20 protein-coding genes are annotated in these 21920 nt (G+C 63.9%); 4 read left to right on the forward strand and 16 right to left on the reverse strand.

What is annotated here, in order from left to right; translation table 11 throughout:
- The 5 genes from livM to EN884_RS01935 form a co-directional block, all read right to left on the reverse strand.
- Positions 1–1531 (reverse strand): high-affinity branched-chain amino acid ABC transporter permease LivM (gene livM / locus EN884_RS01915; protein ID WP_128360455.1); only part of this gene is annotated, 1531 nt, incomplete at its 3' end.
- 4 nt (positions 1532–1535) lie between these two features.
- The gene (locus EN884_RS01920; RefSeq protein ID WP_013529092.1) at positions 1536–2438 is read right to left on the reverse strand and encodes a branched-chain amino acid ABC transporter permease; all 903 of its coding nucleotides are present in this window, start codon (positions 2436–2438) and stop codon (positions 1536–1538) included.
- Positions 2439–2772: 334 nt separating this feature from the next.
- Positions 2773–3774, reverse strand: coding sequence for a 4-hydroxyproline epimerase (locus EN884_RS01925; RefSeq protein WP_013529091.1), 1002 nt, complete (start codon positions 3772–3774; stop codon positions 2773–2775).
- Between the two features lie 32 nt (positions 3775–3806).
- Positions 3807–5039, reverse strand: coding sequence for an FAD-binding oxidoreductase (locus tag EN884_RS01930; RefSeq protein WP_082826562.1), 1233 nt, complete (start codon positions 5037–5039; stop codon positions 3807–3809).
- Between the two features lie 148 nt (positions 5040–5187).
- Positions 5188–6081, reverse strand: coding sequence for a dihydrodipicolinate synthase family protein (locus tag EN884_RS01935; RefSeq protein WP_024502892.1), 894 nt, complete (start codon positions 6079–6081; stop codon positions 5188–5190).
- A 69-nt stretch (positions 6082–6150) separates the two neighbouring features.
- On the opposite strand from EN884_RS01935, the gene EN884_RS01940 reads away from it, so the two are divergent.
- Entirely contained in the window at positions 6151–6843 is a 693-nt protein-coding gene (locus EN884_RS01940; protein ID WP_050596296.1) for a GntR family transcriptional regulator, read from the forward strand.
- Positions 6844–6895: 52 nt separating this feature from the next.
- On the opposite strand, the gene EN884_RS01945 is transcribed toward EN884_RS01940, so the two are convergent.
- Both EN884_RS01945 and EN884_RS01950 read right to left on the reverse strand, forming a co-directional pair.
- Positions 6896–7195, reverse strand: a complete 300-nt coding sequence (locus EN884_RS01945) for a hypothetical protein (RefSeq protein WP_024502890.1) — start codon at positions 7193–7195, stop codon at positions 6896–6898.
- Positions 7196–7412: 217 nt separating this feature from the next.
- Positions 7413–8909, reverse strand: a complete 1497-nt coding sequence (locus EN884_RS01950; RefSeq protein ID WP_013529086.1) for a CoA-acylating methylmalonate-semialdehyde dehydrogenase — start codon at positions 8907–8909, stop codon at positions 7413–7415.
- Positions 8910–9126: 217 nt separating this feature from the next.
- Between EN884_RS01950 and EN884_RS01955 the strand changes: the two genes are divergently transcribed.
- From EN884_RS01955 to EN884_RS01965, 3 genes are all read left to right on the forward strand, one after another.
- Positions 9127–10008, forward strand: coding sequence for a LysR family transcriptional regulator (locus EN884_RS01955; RefSeq protein WP_013529085.1), 882 nt, complete (start codon positions 9127–9129; stop codon positions 10006–10008).
- Between the two features lie 216 nt (positions 10009–10224).
- Positions 10225–10668 carry a hypothetical protein gene (locus tag EN884_RS01960; protein WP_063170362.1) on the forward strand — a complete coding sequence of 148 codons (444 nt, stop codon included), beginning with the start codon at positions 10225–10227 and terminating at the stop codon, positions 10666–10668.
- Positions 10665–12821 carry a phospholipase D-like domain-containing protein gene (locus EN884_RS01965; protein WP_063169213.1) on the forward strand — a complete coding sequence of 719 codons (2157 nt, stop codon included), beginning with the start codon at positions 10665–10667 and terminating at the stop codon, positions 12819–12821. Before EN884_RS01960 ends, EN884_RS01965 begins: the two co-directional genes overlap by 4 nt.
- Positions 12822–12825: 4 nt before the next feature.
- Here EN884_RS01965 and EN884_RS01970 read toward each other — a convergent pair whose 3' ends face one another.
- The 9 genes from EN884_RS01970 to rlmH form a co-directional block, all read right to left on the reverse strand.
- Complete coding sequence (locus EN884_RS01970) at positions 12826–14082, reverse strand: D-amino acid dehydrogenase (RefSeq protein WP_013529082.1); 1257 nt, start codon at positions 14080–14082, stop codon at positions 12826–12828.
- A gap of 119 nt (positions 14083–14201) precedes the next feature.
- On the reverse strand, positions 14202–14756 hold the full coding sequence (locus EN884_RS01975; RefSeq protein WP_082826563.1) for a nucleoside-diphosphate kinase: 555 nt from the start codon (positions 14754–14756) through the stop codon (positions 14202–14204).
- A gap of 2 nt (positions 14757–14758) precedes the next feature.
- Complete coding sequence (rnk, locus tag EN884_RS01980; RefSeq protein WP_027162554.1) at positions 14759–15181, reverse strand: nucleoside diphosphate kinase regulator; 423 nt, start codon at positions 15179–15181, stop codon at positions 14759–14761.
- A 274-nt stretch (positions 15182–15455) separates the two neighbouring features.
- Positions 15456–16595: an alanine racemase gene (alr, locus tag EN884_RS01985; RefSeq protein WP_063169214.1), complete on the reverse strand. Its 1140-nt coding sequence runs from the start codon at positions 16593–16595 to the stop codon at positions 15456–15458.
- A gap of 110 nt (positions 16596–16705) precedes the next feature.
- Complete coding sequence (locus tag EN884_RS01990) at positions 16706–17227, reverse strand: RNA pyrophosphohydrolase (protein WP_013529078.1); 522 nt, start codon at positions 17225–17227, stop codon at positions 16706–16708.
- Positions 17228–17257: 30 nt separating this feature from the next.
- The gene (locus tag EN884_RS01995) at positions 17258–18436 is read right to left on the reverse strand and encodes a divergent polysaccharide deacetylase family protein (RefSeq protein WP_128360456.1); all 1179 of its coding nucleotides are present in this window, start codon (positions 18434–18436) and stop codon (positions 17258–17260) included.
- Positions 18437–18648: 212 nt separating this feature from the next.
- Positions 18649–19980: a S41 family peptidase gene (locus tag EN884_RS02000; protein WP_024502881.1), complete on the reverse strand. Its 1332-nt coding sequence runs from the start codon at positions 19978–19980 to the stop codon at positions 18649–18651.
- A complete protein-coding gene (locus tag EN884_RS02005) occupies positions 19981–21318 on the reverse strand; it encodes a murein hydrolase activator EnvC (protein WP_024502880.1) in 1338 nt (445 codons plus the stop codon).
- A gap of 124 nt (positions 21319–21442) precedes the next feature.
- Positions 21443–21919 (reverse strand): 23S rRNA (pseudouridine(1915)-N(3))-methyltransferase RlmH, encoded by a 477-nt coding sequence (rlmH, locus tag EN884_RS02010; RefSeq protein WP_245491893.1) that lies wholly within the window; start codon positions 21917–21919, stop codon positions 21443–21445.
- Between the last annotated feature and the right edge of the window lies 1 nt (position 21920).

The raw sequence follows: 21920 nt of genomic DNA on the forward strand, positions 1-21920 counted from the left end.
GTTCACGACTGCCGACGAAGCCGCGCGGCTTCCACAGCATGACGATGACCATGGCCATGCCGAACAGCAGCATGCGGTAGAGTTCCGGTGTGAAGTCCGGTCCGAAGACCTGCTTGAGGAAGTCGAGTTCGCGCAACGCCTCGGTGCCGCCGATCATCACCATTGCGGCGACCGCTATGCCGACCAGCGAGCCCATGCCACCGAGAACCACGATGGCCAGGATGATGGCCGATTCCAGGAAGACGAAGGATTCCGGGCTGACGAAGCCCTGCCGTGCGGCGAAGAATGCGCCGGCGAAGCCGCCGAACATCGCACCCGTGGCAAAGGCCGTAAGCTTCGTGGTGGTGGTGTTGATGCCGAGCGAGCGGCAGGCGATCTCGTCCTCGCGCAACGCTTCCCAGGCACGGCCGACCGGCATGCGCCGCAGCCGGATGGTGACGAAGGCTGTCAGCAGCGCCAGCGCCAGGATCAGGTAATAGAGGAAGATCTTGTAGTAGGCGCTCGATGTCGCCAGATGCAGCACCTTGGCGACGTAATTGGGGTCCGACACGTTGAAGGTCATCAGGCCGAAGAAGGTGACCTTCGGGATGCCGGAAATACCGGCTGAACCGTTGGTGACTTCCCGCCAGTTGATCAGCACCAGGCGGATGATCTCACCGAAAGCCAAGGTGACGATCGCCAGGTAATCGCCGCGCAGGCGCAGCACCGGGAAACCGAGCAGCACGCCCCAGAAGGCGGCCATGGCGCCGGCGGCCGGCAAAAGGATCCAGAACGACAGGCCGTACTGCGTGCCGAGCAGCGCATAGGCATAGGCGCCGACCGCGTAGAAGGCGACATAACCGAGGTCGAGCAGGCCGGCGAGGCCAACGACGATGTTCAGGCCCCAGGCCAGCATCACATAGATCAGGATCTGGATGCCGAAATTGTCGACCCATTTCAGCGAGCCTTGCAGTCCGCCGACGAACGACCAGGACATCAGCGACAGGATCGCCACCACCAGGATCGGATAGAGGATCAGCGCGGCAATGCCGAGTTTGGTGAAGTTGGCATGAATGAAGCCGCGGAAATAATAGATCACGCAGGCCAGCACATAGATGACCGACAAGGCGCGCAGGAACTGCAGATAGCCCGCCGGCTCCGCTCCCACCCATCCGACGAGAGAGCTGTTGACCGCAAACAACACCACCGCCGCGACCAAGGCCACGATGAAGGCCGGCAACTGGAAGAAGCGTGACGCCACGCTGGCCGGCAGCAGGCCGGTGGCGACGTCGGTGATCTTCTGGTTGGCCAGGAAGGGCTGTCCATAGGCGACATAGAGGAAGCGCCCGACAGCCGTGGCGATAACCACGGCGGCAAGCAGGCCCCAGCGTGTCGTCAGGACCAGTTCATTGGAAATGTTCTGGCCGGTCTTCAGGCCGATGAACAGCACGAACAGGCCAAACGATATGGCAGCGGCATAGAGCGCCTCACGCAATGCGCGCTGCATGGGGGTGGCGACGGTGTCGCGCTCCGGAGATACGGTGACGGCCATAGTCTCAGACCTTTTCGACTTCTGGCCGGCCCAATATGCCGGAAGGCAGGAAGATCAGCACGATGGCCAGGATCGAGAACGCCGCGACATCCTTGTAGTCGATCGAGAAATAGGCCGACCACATGCTCTCGATGAAGCCGATCATCAACCCGCCGACCACCGCGCCCGGCAGCGAACCGATGCCGCCCAGCACCGCCGCCGTGAAGGCTTTCACGCCCGGCGTGAAACCATCCGAGAAGGCAATGACGCCGTAATACATCAGGAACAAAGTGCCGGCGACCGCGGCAAGGGCCGCACCCATGATGAAGGTGATCGAGATGGTACGGTCGACATCGATGCCGAGCAGCGCCGCCATCTTGCGGTCCTGCTCACAGGCCCGTTGCGCTCGTCCAAGCGAGGTCTTGTTGACCAGATACCAGAACAGCGCCAGCAGCAGCGCCGTGACGACGACGATGATGATCTGCTTCAGCGACACGCTGATGCCGTTGATGTTGTAAACCTGGCTGACCATCGGCGGGATCGGCTTGTTGCGGGGACCCTGCGTCACCTGGACGAAGTTCGACAGCGCGATCGACATGCCGATGGCAGTGATCAGCGGGGCCAGTCGGAACGAACCGCGCAGCGGCCGGTAGGCCACCTTTTCGATCGTCCAGTTGTAGAGGCTGGTGAGCAGCATCGCCACGATCATCATGATCAGCAGCGCCAGCACAACCGGCACGGAATAGAACAGCGCGCCAAGGGCGAGGAAGACGATCAGTGCCGTGAAGGCACCCACCATGAAGATGTCGCCATGGGCGAAATTGATCATACCGATGATGCCGTAGACCATCGTGTAGCCGATCGCGATCAGCCCATAGATCGATCCCAGCGTCAGCCCGTTGATAAGCTGCTGGACAAAGTACTGCATGTGTACATGGCTCCCCTGGAATGTCGCCCATGCAGACGCATTCCTTTTCGTATTTCCCCTAGTCGTAAAGTTTCGAGCCCGGATTGCAACGTCATTTTTCAATCGTCATGCGTGTTTTCGAAGCACGCCGCCCGATTGCCCGTTTTCCATCATCCGACCCCTGGACTATCGCGGACCCTACCATTGGCATAACGCAATGTCTTTGACGATTCGACCGCATCATGCGCCCCGTTTCGAAGAAATCGCCGTCAAAATTAGGTGATGAAAGGAATCCTTGCGTTTTTGGCACGATCCATTTTTCAGGTCGTTGCTTTCCGCAAGGTCAGGATTCCCATCACTTGACAACAAACCCGTGCGCGAACGGGTCGCGGTCGTCGATGAAGATGGTGTTCAGTCCGGTCATGCGCGCCCAGCCGCCGATCGAGGGAATGATGGCCGGCTTGCCGGCCACGCTGACATCCTTTTCGACCTTGCCCTTGAACAGCGAACCGATGATCGATTCATGCACGAAGCTGTCTCCGGCCTTGAGTTTGCCCTTGGCATGAAGCTGCGCCATGCGCGCCGAGGTGCCGGTGCCGCAGGGCGAGCGGTCGATCGCCTTGTCGCCGTAGAACACGGCATTGCGGGCATCCGCCCCATCCACCGTCGGCGCACCGGTCCACAGCATGTGCGACAGCCGGTTGATGCCAGGATTTTCCGGATGCACGAAGGAATATTTCTCGTTGAGCCGCTGCCGCACCACCGGGCTCCAGGCGATGAAGTCGCCCGCCGAATGATCGGCCATGTCGCGATAGTTCTCCTGCGGTTCGACGATGGCGTAGAAGTTGCCGCCATAGGCGACGTCGACGGTGATTTCACCGAGCCCAGGGCATTCGACCGTCAGCCCCTCGGCATGGAGGAAGGATGGCACATTGGTGATGCGCACCTCCTCGACATAGTCGCCGACCTGCTTGTATTCGGCGACGACCAGCCCGGCCGGCGTGTCGAGCCTGAGCACGCCCGGCGTCTTTGGTTTGATCAGTCCGTGCTCGATGGCCATCGTCACCGTACCGATCGTGCCATGGCCGCACATCGGCAGGCAGCCGGAGGTTTCGATGAACAGGATGGCGATGTCGCAATCCTCGCGCGTCGGCGGATAGAGAATCGAACCGGACATCACGTCGTGGCCGCGCGGCTCGAACATCAACCCGGTGCGGATCCAGTCATATTCGGCCAGAAAATGCGCACGCCGCTCCATCATCGTCGCGCCCTGCAACAGCGGGCCGCCGCCGGCGACCAGCCGCACAGGATTGCCGCAGGTGTGGCCGTCTATGCAGAAGAAGGATTTCTTGGCCATGACGCTCCTCGAAAATCAAAAACCCGAAAAAATCAAAATCGTTGCGGACTGAAGGGGGCCAGATCGATCGGCGGAGTCTGCCCCAGGACAAGATCCCTGATCAACCGTCCGGTGGCCGCCGCCTGGGTCAGGCCGAGATGGCCATGGCCGAAGGCATAGACCACCGACCGCTTTCCCGGCGCGCCGCCGATGACGGGCACTGAATCCGGCAGCGAGGGGCGGAACCCCATCCATTCGCGCCCGCCCGAGGGATCGAGCCCCGGCAGGAATTTCTGTGCCTTCTGCAGCAGCGCCTTCGACCTGGCATAATTGGGCGGCCGTTCGATGCCGCCGAGTTCGACGGCGCCGCCGACGCGCAGACCCGTTTCGAGCGGCGTGACGACGAAACCATGGCCGGAGAAGATCAGCATCCGCTTCACGTCGAAGGCACTCGTGGGCAAGGTGGTGTTGTAGCCGCGCTCGGTCTCCAGCGGAATGCGATCGCCGAGTTGCTTAGCCAGCAGATGCGACCAGGCGCCGGCGGCGACGACGAGGTGCCGGGCCTCTCTGGTCGTGCCGTCTGCCAACGTCAGCGTCGCTCCATCCTGATCCGCCGCGACTTGGCTGATCCGGACCAGCTCAAAGCGAGCGCCCTTGGCCTGCGCATAGGTCCACACCGCTTTGCCCAGCAGTTTCGGGTCGGCGACCGTCTTCCATCCCGGCACGAACGTGCCTTTGATGAAGCGCGGCGACAGGCCCGGCTGCAAGGCGGCCAGTTCCTCGCCCTCGACGTGGCGGAAACCGATGCCGAAACGCTTACGCGCCGCCCAGCCGGGCAGCCCGGCCTGAAATTCGGCTTCGCTTTCGTAAAGCTCGAGCGAGCCATCCTCGCGCAGCATCGACCGCGTGCCGGAGCGATCGAGCAAGCCCATCCACTCCGCCTCGGCAAGCTTCATCATGCCTGCTTGAGCGGCAAGGCTCGCCTCGTATTTCCCCGGCGCACCGGCGCGCCAGAAGCGGATCAGCCAGGGCAGAAGCGTCGGCAGGTAGGCGGGCGGGATGCTGAGCGGGCCGAGCGGATCGGCCAGCCATTTCGGCAGCTGCCGCATCATGCCCTTGTGCGCCAGCGGCAGCACGTCGGAGAAGGCGAAGGCGGCGGCATTGCCCGAGCTCGTCACCTCGCAAATGCCTGTGCGATCGAAGACGGTGACCCTGCGTCCCGCCTCAGCGAGAGAAGCAGCGGCACAGATACCGATGATGCCGCCACCGACGATGGCTATGTCCAACCCTTCTCCCCGTTCACGGGGAGAAGGCGCCCGAAGGGCGGATGAGGGGCTGCGCCCCGCTTCTGTCGACTTGGAATTTCCTTGCACGTGGGCGCTGCCCCTTATCTGGCTGCCACCATCTTCTCCCTGCGAACAGGAAGAAGAAGCCTCAGAACTGCGGCAGTGTCGGCCGCACCGCGAGCGCATCCTTGACGATCTTCTCGACGGACTTGCGGCGATCGCCAGACAGCGGCTGTCGCGGCATGCGAACGCGGTCATTTGTGTTGATCGCGAACACTTCGGCAAGCTTGATGTTTTGGACCAGATAGGTCGAGACGTCGAGATCGAGCAGCGGCCGGAACCAGCGGTAGATGCCGAGCGCCTCTTCGCGGCGACCCTGCTTCATCAGCTGGTAGATGGCGACCGTCTCGCGCGGGAACGCGGTGACCAGTCCGGCCACCCAACCGATGGCGCCGACCGACAGCGCCTCGAAGGCCAGATTGTCGACGCCGGTGAACAGGTCGTAGCGAGTGCCCAGGCGATTGATGATCTCGGTCGAACGACGGATGTCGTCGGAGGATTCCTTGATCGCGACAAAGCGCTCGTCCGACGCCAGCTCCTCCATCTGGTCGACGCTGACGTCGACGCGGTAGGCAAGCCGGTTGGAGTAGATCATGACCGGCAGGTCGCCAGCCTGCGCGACCGCGCGCAGCGCCGCGACCGTCTCTTCCGCATTGGTGTGGTAGATCGGGCTCGGCACGACCATCAGGCCGTTGGCGCCTTCCCGGCTCGCGCGCTTGGCGATGCTGGCGGCCTCGCGTGTGCCGGCCTCGTTGACCGTCAGCAGCACCGGCTTCTTGCCGGCGACCTTTTGTGCGGTCTTCAGCACCTCGATCTTCTCATCGGGCGACAGCATCGGCCCCTCGCCGAGCGATCCGCAAACGATGATGCCGTCGCAGCCAGCTTCCATCTGCAGGTTGAAGCAGCGCTCCATCTCGGCATGATCGAGGCGATCATCCGCGGTGAATTTGGTCGTGACGGCAGGAAAAACTCCGGTCCACATGATCATCTCTCCATCTGATATATCACTGGTATATCTATTAACAAACCCGCTGTCAATGCGGAATCCGTTATGATATATTCAAGATATATCAGGAGAGCGCATTTGATATCCACGGCAGCAAGCACCTCGGCGGAGCCGGCCGCGACCAGGGCCTACCATGTGCTCGAGCACATGATCGTCACGCTCGAACTGGCCCCGGCAAGCTTCGTCACCGAGGGCGCCCTGATCGACAGGCTCGGGCTTGGCAGGACACCGGTGCGCGAGGCGATCCAGCGGCTGGCCTGGGAAGGGCTGCTCGACATCAGGCCGCGCGCAGGCATCGCCATCGCCCCGCTGCATCCCGGCGACTGGCTGCGCGTGCTCGACGCGCGTCGCGGCGTCGAGGTGGTGCTGGCCCGCTCGGCCGCCCGCTTCGTCACCCGCGAGGCCGCCGACCTGTTTCACGAAGCAGCGCTTGCCATGCAGAAAGCGGTGATCTCGGGCAACGTGCTTGCCTTCATTCAGGCCGACAAGGCACTTGACGAAGCGTTGGCACTGGCTGCCGACAATCCCTTCGCCGCCCGTTTGGCCGCCCCGTTGCAGACCCACAGCCGCCGCTTCTGGTTCCGCTACAAGGCCGAGACCGGTCTTGCCGAATCCGCCGAGCACCATGTCGCGCTGATCCGCTCGATCCTTGCCGGCGACGAGGAGGCCGCGGCCAAGGATGCCAAACGCCTGATGGCGCTGCTGCGCGGCCACGCCGAAACGGCGGCGACGCGCTGAGCGTCTTTTAATCCGATGCGCTTTCGTCGCCGGTGCTTCCTCGAAGCTCGGATCACGTCCCTGGCAAGGCAGCCGCCGCCATCAACGAACCGTCCCAGCCTTCGCCCGCCGTGATGACGCAGCTCTGACCATGCGTGTCGGTGGCAAGGATCGTCCAGGTGCCCTGGTCGGAGACGAATATCTCAAGAATGACGCTCGGGTTGACCAGGCCGCGCGCAGCCTCGCTTTCGTGGAATTTTTCCCCGAGCGCTTTGATCATATCCGCACGGGCTGCGCATTGCTCCGCCATCGCCGGGACGGCGGCAAACGCGGAAACCGCCGCGAAAAATAGCGTTGCCACAAGACGGGTCATCTGACACCTCCTTGCGCCAGACGATGTCCCCGAAGCTGTCGCCAGCGCCGTTGCTTGATCTGCCGTACCTCCTTGCGGCAGGACTGCAAACCAAGACGGCAGATGCCCACTTGGTTCCATCACATTAGCGTTCACGCAGATAGGGTCGTCGCCGGACTGCAAAAAAGCCCGGGCGCGAGCGCCCGGGCCTCAAATTCAAAATCAATCTGTTGTCCGGTCAGTTCATCGTCGGGATGACGAATTCGGCACCGTCCTTGATCCCGGACGGCCAGCGCGAGGTCACCGTCTTGGTCTTGGTGTAGAAACGGAACGCGTCCGGGCCGTGCTGGTTGAGGTCGCCGAAGGAAGACGCCTTCCAACCGCCGAAGGTGTAGTAGGCGATCGGCACCGGGATCGGCACATTGATGCCGACCATGCCGACCTGGACACGGCTTGCGAAATCGCGCGCGGCATCGCCGTCACGAGTGAAGATGGCGACGCCATTGCCCATCTCGTGGTCGTTGGCGAGCTTGATCGCGCTCTCATAGGTCGGCGCGCGCACAACCGACAGCACCGGCCCAAAGATCTCTTCCTTGTAGATGCGCATGTCCGCGGTGACGTTGTCGAACAGGCAGCCGCCCATATAGTAGCCGTCTTCATAGCCCTGCATGGAGAAGCCGCGGCCGTCGACGACCAGCTTGGCGCCTTCCTTGACGCCGGTGTCGACATAGCCCTTGACCCGCTCCAGGGCTTGGCGCGTCACCAGCGGGCCGAAATCGGCGGAAGAGTCGGTCGAAGGACCGACCTTCAGGCTTTCGACGCGCGGGATCAGCTTTTCCATCAGCCGGTTGGCGGTGTCGTTGCCGACCGGGACGGCAACCGAGATCGCCATGCAGCGTTCGCCGGCCGAGCCGTAGCCGGCGCCGATCAGCGCGTCGACCGTCTGGTCCATGTCGGCATCGGGCATGATGATCATGTGGTTCTTGGCGCCGCCGAAGCACTGCACGCGCTTGCCGGCGGCCGTGCCGCGCGAATAGATGTAGTGGGCGATCGGCGTCGAGCCGACAAAGCCGATGGCCTTGATGTCGGGATCGTCGAGGATGGCGTCGACCACGTCCTTGTCGCCATTGACGACATTGAGGATGCCCGCCGGCAGGCCAGCTTCGAGGAACAGTTCGGCGATGCGCATCGGCACGCCCGGATCGCGCTCCGAAGGCTTCAGGATGAAGGCGTTGCCGCAGGCGATGGCCGGCGCGATCTTCCACAGCGGGATCATTGCCGGGAAGTTGAACGGCGTGATGCCGGCGACGACGCCGAGCGGCTGGCGCATCGAATAGACGTCGATGCCGGGGCCGGCGCCGTCGGTGAATTCACCCTTCATCATGTGTGGCGCGCCGATGCAGACTTCGACCACTTCGAGGCCGCGCTGGATGTCGCCCTTGGCGTCGGCGATCGTCTTGCCGTGCTCGCGCGCCAGGATGTCGGCCAGTTCGTCATAGTCGCGGGCGACCAGTTCGAGAAACTTCATCAGCACGCGCACGCGACGCTGCGGGTTGGTTGCGGCCCATTTCGGCTGCGCAGCCTTGGCGTTCTCCACCGCAGCGCGCAGTTCCGCCTGTGATGCCAGCGCCACCGTGCCGCGCACGGAGCCGTCCATCGGCTGCATGACATCCTGCTTGCGGCCGCTGGTCCCGGCGACGTGCTTGCCGCCGATGAAATGACCATAGTCGATCATGATTTCTCTCCCTTGTTTGTGATGCTGCATTGTCCGCCTTTGGCCGGCGGATGGCAACGCGACGGAGAACGCAACCGTTGTGCGGAAAGTAGATAGCGGTTGACGGACGAGCATCAATTCTCGCAAATGCGAGACCCCGTCTGATAGCAGCAGGGATTGAGAGATTGAGTTTCCACCACAGGACGCGGCGTCAGCGATTGTCATCTGGACCATCCCCATGAACTGGGATGACGTCCGCATCTTCCTTGCCGTGGCGCGTGCCGGCCAGATCCTTGGCGCCGCCAAACGGCTGGAGCTCAACCACGCCACCGTCTCACGCCGCATCGCCGCACTCGAGGATGCGCTTCGGACAAAGCTGTTTCGCCGGCTGACCACCGGCAGCGAGCTGACTCCCGCCGGCGAGCGCTTCCTCGACATTGCCGAGCGCATGGAGGGCGACATGATCGCCGCGCGCTCGACCATATCAGGCGAAGGCGACGATGTTTCCGGCACGGTGCGCATCGGCGCCCCGGACGGTTTTGGCGTTGCCTTCCTGGCCAAACGCCTTGGCGCGCTGACCGCCCTGCACCGCGAACTGACGATCCAGCTTGTGCCGGTGCCGCGCTCCTTCTCCCTGTCGCGCCGCGAGGCGGACATCGCCATCACTGTCGAGCGGCCGACCGAAGGCCGGCTGGTGGCGGGAAAGCTGGTCGACTATTCGCTCGGCCTGTTTGCCTCGCGCGCTTATGTCGATGCCAATGGTCTGCCCAAAACAGCGGCCGAACTCGGCCAGCACACCCTTATCGGCTATGTGCCGGATCTCATTGTCAGCCCTTCGCTCGACTACGCGGCCGAATTCAGCGCGGACTGGCGCACCAGTTTCGCCATCTCCTCGGCGCTCGGCCAGGCCGAAGCAGTGCGCTCGGGCGCCGGCATCGGCATCCTGCACACCTTCGTCGCCCGCTCGATGCCGGAACTCGTGCCGGTCGATGTCGTGGCACCCATCCGCCGCGCCTACTGGCTGGTCTATCACGAATCGGTCAGGCCACTGCGCCGCGTCCAGATCGTCGCCAGCTTCATCACCAAGATGGTGGAGCGGGAGCGGAACCTGTTCGTCTGAGGCATGTCGCCCAAAACTGATCTCGGTTTTGGGCGAACGACATGCATAAACTAAGACGCTAAAGCGCATCGCATGAATCCGATCAAACGCGATACGCTTTGGCCGTGCCGCCTTTTCCTTGCCACAAAACCGGCCAGTGTGGCATCAGGCGTGCGGTCGCCGGCCACGGGCAGGTCGCCGGGTGGGGAACCTTTCAGAAAGCTGGCGCGGATAGACATGCGAGCCGTTCTTGCCATCCTGCCGCTGCTTTTCGTTTCCGCTTGCGCCAATCCGTGGACGAAGGTCCCGGAGGCCGAACTGCCCAAACCGATCCGCTACGCCATGGCGCGGCCTTCGCCTTTCGTCTTCGGCAATTATTGCGGCCCCGGCACCCGCACCGGCGATCTGTCGGCCCGGCCGGTCGACCGCCTCGACGCGGCCTGCCAGACGCATGACGCCTGTTACATCGCCCGCCACAACCATTGCGACTGCGACGGCGCCCTGGTCGCCTCGGCGAAAGCGATCCGTGACGACAACGCAACGCCGCGCAAGATGCGCGGCGAGGCCGAACTGCTGATCGCCACCTTCGCCATTCCCGTCTGCAAGGTCTTCCCGCAGGGCTTCATGCCGCCGCGCGATCCGGCGCAATTGAGCGCCCTGAAGACCGGAGCGGCCGGGTGAAGGGTCGCGCATTCATCGCCGTTGTTCTGTTCGGGCTGGCTGTCCTTGCCGGCTGTGCCGGTACTGGTCGCAATGCCTGCGATCTCCTGCAAGGCCAGAGCGCTTGCGCGCGACCCGCGCTCTCCGCGGAGACAGCTGGGCCGCGGATCGCCGCCGCGCAGTTTTTCGGCGACGCCGGCACCAGCGACTACGAAAAACGCTTCCTGGCGCTGCTCGCCCGCCATCAGCTTGGCGCCATGGACCGCGCCAACGGCACCGGCCCTTTCGGCCACGACCGCCATGAGATCGCCAACAGCGATTTCCAGGCGACCTACCGGACGCTGCAAAAACTGGCCGGGCCGGTTGCCGAAACGCATCTGCCGCCGGCCGACGCCAACAGCGGCGAGGGTCATTTTGACGGACGCTGGCGGGTGTCGCGACAGACGCTCTACATCGATGCGGCGGCGCGGCCTTCGGCGCCCAAGACCTTCGATTTCTCCGGCCTGCAAGCGCGCAGCGTCGAGATCGTGCTGCGCCAGGCCGGCAAGCAACCGGCCGACATCGAAGGCGTCTGCGACGGCACGCTGGCGATCCGTGCCGGCGGCGCTTCACGCACCATCGCCACGGGCACGGCATTTCGCTTTCGCCTGTCCGGCGAGGACGATACGGTCAGCCTGTTTCCAAGTGACGGCCTGAACCGCTGCGCGGCAAGAATCCGCTCCAGCCTTGCTCCGGCCGGCGCGCCGCTCACCATCCGACGCGAAGAGACCGCCGATCCGGCGCTTGCCGCTTTCGACAGTCGCTACGAGCGTTGCCCGACGCCAGACCCAACCGGCCTCGATCCTCTCAGCCGCGCCTTCTATGCCAGCCGTTGGCTGTCGCAGACCTGTGCCTTGCCGATCGGAAAGCCGCGCCTGCTGCGCAAATCGCGCGACGGCTTCAACGCCAAGGTCGAGGCGCTGATGGGAGCGCCGCTGTCCGACAGCGCCATCGACAAGGGCGACCCGGAGCTGCCGCTCGACTTCTCCAGGGCCCCAAAACTGAAGCTGATCTATCTGTCATCCCTGGAGTTCAAGGCCGACTTCTCCGGCCGCATCATCGAACGGCTGATCCGTCATCATGCAGCCCTCGGCACCAAGGTGCGCATCCTGGTCACCGACGTGCTGGAGCGCGACAAGGACGACGCCATGCTGCATCGGCTGGCGGCCGAATTCCCCAATGTCGGGCTGCAGGAATATCGCTGGCGGGCGGACCGGGGCGCGCCGATCGACGAGCAGATTTCACAATTGCACAAGGTCCATCACGTCAAGATGCTGGCGACGCTTGCCGACGATCCACGGCGGTCGCGCGCCATCATCGGCGGCCGCAACATCCATGACGGCTTCCTGTTCCACCAGCCGATCGATCTGTCGCGCTATCCAGACCTTGAGCAATACGGCAAGACCGACGGGTTGTCGCTGAACTACTATTCGAACTGGAGCGACTTCGACATCGAGTTCGCCGATCCGGCCACGGTCGAGACCCTTGCCGCGCATCTTTCGACAGTGTGGCTGCGCGACGCCGACACCAATCTGGCGCGCCCCTTCTCCATTCCGGTCCGGTCCGACGGCGCCCGTCCTTCAGGCACGGCACGACACTTCATTTCGGTGCCTTACGAGGATGGCCATGCGCTGGAGGACTATTTCGTCGAGTTGGTCGACGCCGCCCAGCACCATATCCAGATCGTTAATCCCTACCTCAACCTGACGCCCAAGCTTGCCCAGGCTGTTGACCGGGCGCTCGCCCGCGGCGTCAGGATCGACATTGTCGGCCGCATCGATCTCAAGGGCGATATCGGCGGCAAGTTTCTCACCGCGCTCAACAAGCTGTTTGTCGAGAAATATGGCGATCGCATCAACATCCGCGAGTTCAAGGCGCCTGACGTGGTGCTGCATTCCAAGATCATGATGATCGACGAAAGGCTGGTCGCCATCTCGTCGGTCAACCTCAACAACCGCAGCTTCTTCCACGACAGTGAGAACGGCATGATGGTGCTCGATCCGGCCTTCTACACCAGGATGAAGCCGATCTATGACGACTATGTCGCCCACTCCAAACCGGTCGCCACCAATGTGACGATCCCGTGGGCCTACCGGCTGCTTTTCGACGAGGACTGGGTCCGGCAGGCGTTCTGACTCTCTAGCGCAGATAGCGCTCCTGCGCGAGGTCGCGGACGTCGATGTCAGGCACCCGGTTGGAGATGATGTCGGCCAGCACCTTGCCCGAGCCGCAAGCCATGGTCCAGCCGAGCGTGCCGTGGCCGGTGTTGAGATAGAGATTGGAAAGCTCGGTGCGGCCGATCAGCGGCGGACCATCCGGCGTCATCGGCCGCAGCCCGCACCAGAACGTCGCGTCCCGCATCGCGCCGGCGCCAGGAAAGAGATCGCCGACCGAGTGTTCCAGCGTGCGCCGCCGCGATTCGTGCAGCCTGAGGTCGAAGCCGGAAATCTCGGCCGTACCGCCAACCCGGATGCGGTCGCCAAGCCGGGTGATCGCCACCTTGTAGGTCTCGTCCATCACCGTCGAGACCGGCGCCGCCGCCGCGTCCTTGATCGGCACGGTGATCGAATAGCCCTTGACCGGATAGACCGGGATCGGCCGCTTCACTCGGCGCATGAAACCCGCCGAATAACTGCCCAGCGCCATCACATAGGCGTCGGCGGTCTTCCAGCCCTTGCTGGTGCTGAGATTGGCAATGCGGTTGCGGCTGCGGATGACGCGCCAGATCGTCACGTCGTACTCGAACTTGACGCCACGGGCCACACAGAGTTCGGCCAGCCTGTCGGTGAACATCTTGCAGTCGCCGGTCTCGTCGTGCGGCAGCCTGAGGCCGCCGACGAACTTTTCGCGCACCCCGGCAAGGCCAGGCTCAGCCGCGATGCAACCGTCCTGGTCGAGGATCTCGTAAGGCACGCCATACTTCTTCAGCACCTCGACATCGCCGCCGGTGCCGTCAAGCTGCTTTTGCGTCCGGAACAGCTGCAGCGTGCCCTGGGTCCGCTCGTCATAGGCGATGCCGGTCGCTTCGCGCAGCGCCTTGAGCGTATCGCGGCTGTATTCGGCCAGCGGCACCATGCGCGCCTTGTTGATCGCATAGCGCTCGGCCGTGCAGTTGCGCAGCATCTTGATGAGCCATGTCCACATATGCGGATCGAAGGCCGGCCGCACCACCAGCGGGCCATGCTTCATCAGCAGCCATTTGATCGCCTTCAGCGGAATGCCGGGCCCGGCCCAGGGCGAGGCGTAGCCGGGCGAAATTTCGCCGGCATTGGCGAAGCTGGTTTCCAGCGCCGGGCCTTTCTGGCGGTCGAGAACCGTCACCTCGTGGCCGGCCTCGGCGAGAAAGTACGCCGTGGTCACTCCGATGACGCCGCCGCCCAGCACCATGATCTTCATCGTTTACTCCTTGCCGCGTCGCACGCCCTTGAGGACGCCTGGACGCGGCGCATTCCGATTTGCGCATGATCCCCGGCGAAAATCGATGCCGATTTTCGAGATCATGCAGTGTTGCCTGTTCACGCCGCCGCAGGACCGGGGTCGTCGTCCCCTGTCTGCCGCATTCCGGCCCTTTCGCCAAGGGGCCGCCAATCGGCTGCGGCGCTGTAGACGAGGGTGAGCCCATGCGGCCGTCGCGCCTCGGCCTGGGATTTCTCCCTGACGGCACGCCGCGCGGCCTCCGGCTGGTAGAGCACGGTCGCGATCAGGACCGACTCCCGCCTGCCGTCGGCCTGTTCGATCCATGCAGTCTGGCCCTCGGCCATGCCGAGCATGCAAAGCCCCCGCCTTGTCATGATCGACAGGCTGGAGCCGACCGGGCCGCGCACCTCATTCTGCACCAGGGTCCGGGTCTGGGCGGGGCCGGCATCGACACGGAATACCAGCCTGCTGTTCAGCGTCACGATATCGGATCCGACCGAATCCATCGCGACGACCTCGGCCTTGGAAAGCTTGTCTTCAAGCATTGGAACAATCGGATCCGCGAAAGCCCGCCGACGCTCCAACATGATTTCGAGGACGGCGAAGTCCTTTGTCGTCAGCTGGAAATTCGCGCCTGTCATCACCGTCTCCATGATCAGGCCCCCTCCCGCCCGCAGGCCGGCGTATCGACCACTTCGATGGTCGCCGACAGTTCCCGGCCGCCACGGCTGCTCCAGCACACCGTCTGCCCAGCGGTCGCGCCGATGAGCGCCGTCCCCATCGGCGTCAGCACCGAGATCCTGTTTTCACTGATGTCTGCTTCGCCGGGATAGACCAGCGTGACGCGCTGGATGTTGCCGCCATCGTTGCGGATTGTTACCGCCGAGCCCATCCGCACGACATTGGCCGGCATGGAAGCCGCTGCCGTGACAACGGCACGGTCCATCTCCGAAAGCAATTCTTCGGCCGTCTCGGGCACGCGGTCGAGCGACGCCCGCGCCAGGCCCGTCAGCCTATGATGGTCGGCATCGGTGACCAGAAGCCGGCTCGGTGGACGCAATCCTGTTGCATGTTGCATGGCAAACCTCATGACTTGGCGCATCGAACAGACGCGCGCCTGCCGCCGCGCAAACGGTGGCTTGATGAAAAACCGGCAGCCGCGAAGCTGTCTGGCTCGGGAATGATAATGTCAGGTAGAAATGCCCCGGTTCGGACGGACGCCAAAAGGCGACCGCGCCGGGGCTACGATCCCGCGATCGGGCAGACCCTGAACAAGGTTCTGATATAAGCTGGGTTGCTCATGCATGGAGCCTTGCCGACAGGCGTCCGCTTGTCAAGCGCGGCCAAACCGCTCAACCGCCGACATAGCGCCGATGGAAGCGCGGACCGAGGCTGGTCAGGATCTCGTAGCCGATGGTGCCGGCATGGCCGGCGGCGTCATCGACGCTTTGCGAGGGACCGAGCAGTTCGACCAGATCACCCTCGCGCAGCCTGCCGGCCGGCAGGGCGGAAATGTCGAGAATGATCGAATCCATCGACACCCGCCCGACGAAAGGTAGCCGCACGCCCTCGAACCAGGCGGCGGACGCGGCGCGGCGTTGCCAGCCATCAGCGTAGCCGAACGAAATCGTCGCCAGCCTGAGCGGGCCTTGCGCATGATAGCTGTGGCCATAGCCGACGCCGGCGCCCTTTTCGACGCTGCGCGTCTGTGCCACCTTTGCCTGCAGCCGCACCACCGGCAGCATCGGATTGGACTTTGGCGGCGTCGGATTGATGCCGTAGAGGGCGGCACCGGGGCGGGCGAGATCGTAGTGAAAGGACGGCCCAAGAAAGATGCCGGAGGAATTGGCCAGCGACGCCGGCGCCTTCGGCAACATTGCGCGCAGCCGCTCGAACACCGACCGCTGCTTCTCATTGGCCGGATGCTCCGGCTCGTCGGCGCAGGCCAGATGGCTCATCACGTAACGGATGTCGATGCCGTCGAAAGCCTGCGGATCGGCGGCGATGCGATCCACATCCCGAGGCGCCATGCCGAGCCGCGACATGCCGCTGTCGACCTGGACCGCGGCCGGCAGTTTTCGGCCGGCGCGGCGGGCCGCAGCACGCCAGGCTGCCAGTTGCTCGTGGCTGTTGATAACAGCGCAAAGGTTTGCTGCCACGGCGTCCGGCTCGGCACCGGGCGGAATGCCGTTCAACACGAAAATGGCAGGGCCGGCCCCAAGCGAGCGGCGCAGGGCGACGCCTTCGCCCAGAAGCGCAACGAAGAAGATATCGCAGCCTTCGCGCAGCAGTGCCGCCCCGACCTGGCCGGCGCCAAGGCCGTAGCCGTCCGCCTTGAGCACACCAGCGCAGGCAACATCGCCCAACCGCGCCTTCAGCCGCCGGTAGTTTTCACGGATTGCACCGAGATCGATGGTGAGGATGGCCCCAGCCGCCACTTCGCTCGTGGCGGTGACCTCTTCTGGCGGCGATTTTTGGAGGGCGTCGTTCATGGCGACCGTTCTTGTGGTGGATGGGTTAGTCAGTAGTCAGTAGTCAGTAGAATTTGGCGCGGACCGCAACAGAACATTCAACCCTACTCCCCTACTCCCCTACTCCCCTACTATCGCACCAGATGCCGGAACGCCGCCACCACATCCTCATAGACATGGCGCTTGAACGGCACGATCAGGTCGGGAAGGTCCTGCATCGGCCGCCATGCCCATTTGTCGAACTCGGCGGTGTGGCCACCCGGCGGCGGATTGATCTGGATCTCGCTGACATCGCCGTGGAAGCGAAAGGCGAACCATTTCTGCGTCTGGCCGCGATACCGGCCCTTGAAGGCGATGCCGACGAGATGCTCCGGCAAATCATAGTTGATCCAGTCCGGCGCCTCGGCCAGTAGCGAGACGCCGCGCATGCCGGTCTCCTCATAGAGCTCGCGCTCGGCCGCCTGCAGGGGCTCCTCGCCCTCGTCGATGCCGCCTTGTGGCATCTGCCAGAGCTGCGTCGTGCCGGCAAATTCGCTGTCCGGTTCGGCAATGCGGTGCCCGACCCAGACCAGGCCCTCGGCATTGAGGATCATCAGCCCGACGCAGGGTCGGTAAGGCAGCGTTTCGCGGTCGATTTTGTTCGTCTTTGGCATCAGTCACTCTTTCCAGCCGTCTTCCGAGGGCTAGCCTTTTTGCGGATCGATAGCCACCGCTGAAATCGGCACGATCTCGATGCCGCGCTTCTTGGCCTCGACCACCCAGGATGACACGGTATCGACCGTCAGGTCGAAGGCCGAACCGATGCCGACGGCAGTGCCTTTGGCCCGCGCGGTCGCCTCCAGGCTGTCGAGCTTCTTCAGGATTTCGCCGCGATCCTGCACGGCATCAATCGCCATGTCGCCGGCGACGAAGGGCACGCCGTCCTTCAGCGCCAGATCCGGCGCCAGACTGCGCGCCGACGAGCCGTCATCGATATAGGCGAGGCCGCGTTTGCCGAGCTCGGCGATGAACGGCTCCATCGCCGCCGCGGCAGCGGAAAAGCGGGCGCCCATATAGTTCATGACGCCGGTATAGTTGGTCGTCCGCGACAGCGCCCAGTGCAGGCTCTTCAGGTTCTCGTCCGCGCTCGCCGCCACCGTCAGCGTGTTGCGTCCCGGATTGACCTTGGGATAATCGAACGGTTCGAGCGGCACCTGCATGACGATCTCGTGGCCGCTCTGCCTGGCTGCCTGCATCCAGCGGCCGATGCTGTTGCCTTGCGGCGCGAAGGCCAGCGTCACTTCCGCCGGCAGCTTGGCGATGGCCGCCTGGGTGCCGGTCTGCGAAACCGAAAGTCCACCGATGACGATCGCCACCCGTGCGCCGCGCCCGCCCGACCAGGGCCGCGCATAGACGTCGAACGGCCGCCTGCCATCGGCGGCGCGCACCGGCAACGGCCCGGTCTCGCTGGCCTCGATCAGCGCCTTGTCTGGAATATGCGCGACCTTCAGGTTCTGGCCGACGGTCGACGGGTCGCGAATGACGATCGCTGCCTTGGGCGGCCCATCGCCCTCCTCCGTCTGCACATGGATGATCTGCGGCCCACCTGATTTGACCGGCGCCTCCGGCTTCGGTGCCGCCGGGGCCAATGCAGGCGGCGCGGCGGCAGGTTCGGCCGCCGCGGTCACTTTCGGCGTTGAAACGGCAACCTGTTGCGGCTTACGAAACGGCTTTTCCCTGAGCGCGATCGCGCCGGAGATGCCTGCCACCACCAGCACGGCCACTGTCGCCATGATCGCACCGCCGCTGAGCTTGCCGGCGGCGCGCGGCGGCCGGACTGCCTGTCCGAGCGGGCGTTCGATGTCCTTGCCGATATCAGTCAAGCGTAATCCCCGGGCGCATGGCTCCGAAGGCGAAGCCACTTCGAAACGGCATGCGCGAATTCATCAATCCCGGCGCACCCCCGCGCCATGCCTTGGGAGCTTTGCCTCGCCCCCGAATCAAACTGCCGGAACCTTTCGGTCCCGGCAGCATCGCATTGCTTCCATCATGCTCAAACAGAAAGATGGAGCGGCGCGTGCGCCGCTCCAGATCCCTACTGGTTGAGAACCGCCTTTTGCGGATTGGGCGGGAAGGACGGATCGGTCTTCTGGCCACGCAGCAGCTGCTCGGCATAGATGAGCTGCAGATCGTCTTTCGGATCCGGCGGCACATAGGCGGCCGAGCCCGAACCCGTCGTGCTCTCGTCGGCGCCCTTGATATGGCCCTTGAGATCGGATTCGCCACGCGTCAGATCCCTGCCCTGCAGTTCCGGCGGCAGTGGCTGTTCGACCTTGATGTCGGGCGTGATGCCCTTGCCCTGGATCGACTTGCCGGACGGCGTGTAATAGAGCGCCGTCGTCAGCCTGAGCGCACCATTCTCGCCGAGCGGAATGATGGTCTGCACCGAACCCTTGCCGAAGGACTGCGTGCCGACCACCGTGACGCGGCGCAGGTCCTGCAGCGCGCCGGCGACGATTTCCGAGGCACTGGCCGAACCGCCATTGACCAGGACGATCATCGGCTTGCCGTTGATGTCGTCGACCTGCTTGGGCTTGGCGTCGAAGCGGGTGACGTCCTTGGGGTCGCGGCCGCGCGTCGAGACGATCTCGCCGCGGTTGAGGAAGGCATCGGACACGCTCACCGCCTGGTCGAGCAGGCCACCCGGATTGAGGCGGAGATCCAGAACGTAGCCCTTCAGCTTGTCGTCGGGAATCTGCTTCTTGATGGTGTCGATGGCGTTCTCGAGGTCGTCGTAGGTCTTTTCGGTGAAGGAGGTGATCTTCATGTAGCCGATGTCGTTCTCGACCCGGAACTTGACCGCCTTGACCTTGATGATGTCGCGCACGACCGTCAGTTCGATCGGCTTGTCGGCGCCCTGGCGCAGGATGGTCAGCTTGATCGGCGTGTTGACCAGGCCGCGCATCTTGTCGACCGCATCGTTGAGGGTCAGGCCGCGAACCTCTTCGCCGTCGATCTTGGCGATGTAGTCGCCGGCCAGCACGCCTGCCTTGGCGGCCGGCGTGTCGTCGATCGGCGTGATCACCTTGACCAGATCGTTCTCCATGGTGACTTCGATGCCGAGGCCGCCGAACTCGCCCTTGGTCTGGACGCGCATATCCTGCGCCTGCTCGGCATTCATGTAGGAGGAGTGCGGGTCAAGCGAAGCCAGCATGCCGTTGATGGCATTCTCGACCAGCGACTTGTCGTCGGGCGGCGTCACATACTGTGCCCGCACGCGCTCGAAGATATCGCCGAAGATCGCCAGTTGCTTGTAGGTCTCCGACCCTGCAGCGTTCGCCGCCGAGCCGGGTGCGCCATAGACCAGGCTCATGGCGGACGCGCCCATCAGCGCACCGGCAAACAGAAGCGACAGTTTCCGCATTATTCACGTCCTTCCAGAAAAACGGTCCGCCCACCATGGGGCCGGATCGACGGGTTTTCCATCCTTGCGGAACTCGACATAGAGTTCCGGCGTGGCATTTCCATTCTTCGAAACCGAGGTGCTCGCCACCCGGGCCTCTCCCATCGCACCGATCGGCTCTCCTGCAAGCACTGATTGACCGGTCGCGACGCTGATTCTGCTCATCCCCGCCAAAACGACATGATAGCCGTCGCCTGCGTTCAGGATCAAGAGTTGACCATAAGAGCGAAACGGCCCCGCATAAAGCACATTTCCATCCGCCGGCGCGGTAACGATGGCTCCCGATTGTGTCGCAACCATGTCGCCTAGCATCACCGCGCCGTTACCGTCGTCGGCGCCGAATCGCCGCTTGATGCGGCCGGTCACCGGCAGTGCGATCTGTCCCTGCAGCGCCGAAAAGGGCACCGCGGCGGCAAGTTGGTTGCTTTCCGGAACGGGCAGCGACGCCAGTTCCGCCGGCGCGGATGTCTTGTCGCCATCCGCCGTCTTCTGCTCAGCGGCCTTGGCGGCATCGGCGGCCTTGCGGCTCTTGTCGGCCTGCGCTTCGAGCGAGGCGATCAACTCTTTCAGGCTGCCGGCCTTGGCCGCCAGCGCTTCGGATCGCTGCTTTTCCGCGGCCATTTGCGTTTGCGTGTCGGCTTCGAGCTTCTGCTTGGCCTCCAGCAGCATGCCGAGCCGCTTCTTTTCCGCCGTCTGGTCGCCGACCGCCGCCGTCAGCCGCGCCCGTTCGGCCTCGATCGACGCCGTAATCCTGGTCTGTTCCTTGAGATCGGCAAGCAGGCTATCGGTCTGCTGGCGCAGTTCCGGCACCACCGCGCCGAGCAGGATGGCGCTGCGCACCGACGACAGCGCGTCCTCGGGCTTGACCAGGATCGCCGGCGGCGGGTTGAGGCCCATGCGCTGCAGCGCGCCCAGCACTTCGGCCAGAACGTCGCGCCGCGCCATCAGCGAGGCGCGGATCTTCTGTTCCTGGCCCTTCAACCCTTCCAGCCTGGCGCCGATGTCCTCGATGTCCTGGCCGAGCTTCTGCTCGGTCATCGCCGACTGGATCAATGCGGCGGTGATCGAGGCGTGATCCTTCTTGATCGTCGCGATGTCGGCGGAGAGCTTGGCCAATCGTTCCGACGACAGCGTGATCTCCTTCGAGACCCGTTCATATTCGGCCCGGCTCTGGTCCGGATCGGGAGCCAGGTCGAGCGTGTTTTCCGCCCGCCCCGCATGCAGCGACAGCACAAGCACCGCCGCCGCGATTCCGCAGCGCGCGCGCCATGAGCCCGTTCTTGATTTTCTGTCTTCAGACATTGAAGCCCGACTCTATGCGTGGCTTCGTTAACGAACAATCAACCATGTTCGAAACCGCCCACTCGATGCAATGTTACGTTGGCATTGGGGCGGAAATCCGGGTGTGTCGCACCAATTCACCGGCTTACGAGCGATGGTAGGGATGTCCCGAAAGGATAGTGGCCACACGATAAAGCTGCTCTCCCAGCATCACGCGCACCAGTTGATGCGGCCATGTCAGCAATCCGAACGACATCACCAGTTCGGCCTGGTCGCGCAGCGACTGATCGTGGCCGTCGGCGCCGCCGATGGCGATGATCAGCGCCTTGCGGCCACCGTCACGCAACAGGCCGAGGCGCCCGGCGAAATCTTCCGAGGAAAAGCTTTTGCCGCGTTCGTCGAGCAGGATCAGGGCGGTGCCGGGCTGCAACTGCGTCTGCAGTTTCTGGCCTTCCTCACGCCGGCGCTCGTTGGCAGTCTGGCCGCGCCCCTCGGCTATTTCGGCAATGCCGCCAAATTCAAGCCCCACCGCCGGGCCGCTCTTGGCGAAGCGCTCGAAATAGCGGTCGGCCAGCAGCTTCTCGGGGCCGGCTTTCATCCGGCCCACGGCATGAACTGATATC

The organism is Mesorhizobium sp. M7A.F.Ca.AU.001.01.1.1 (genome assembly GCF_004022735.1).
Classification (GTDB): Bacteria; Pseudomonadota; Alphaproteobacteria; order Rhizobiales; family Rhizobiaceae; genus Mesorhizobium; species Mesorhizobium ciceri.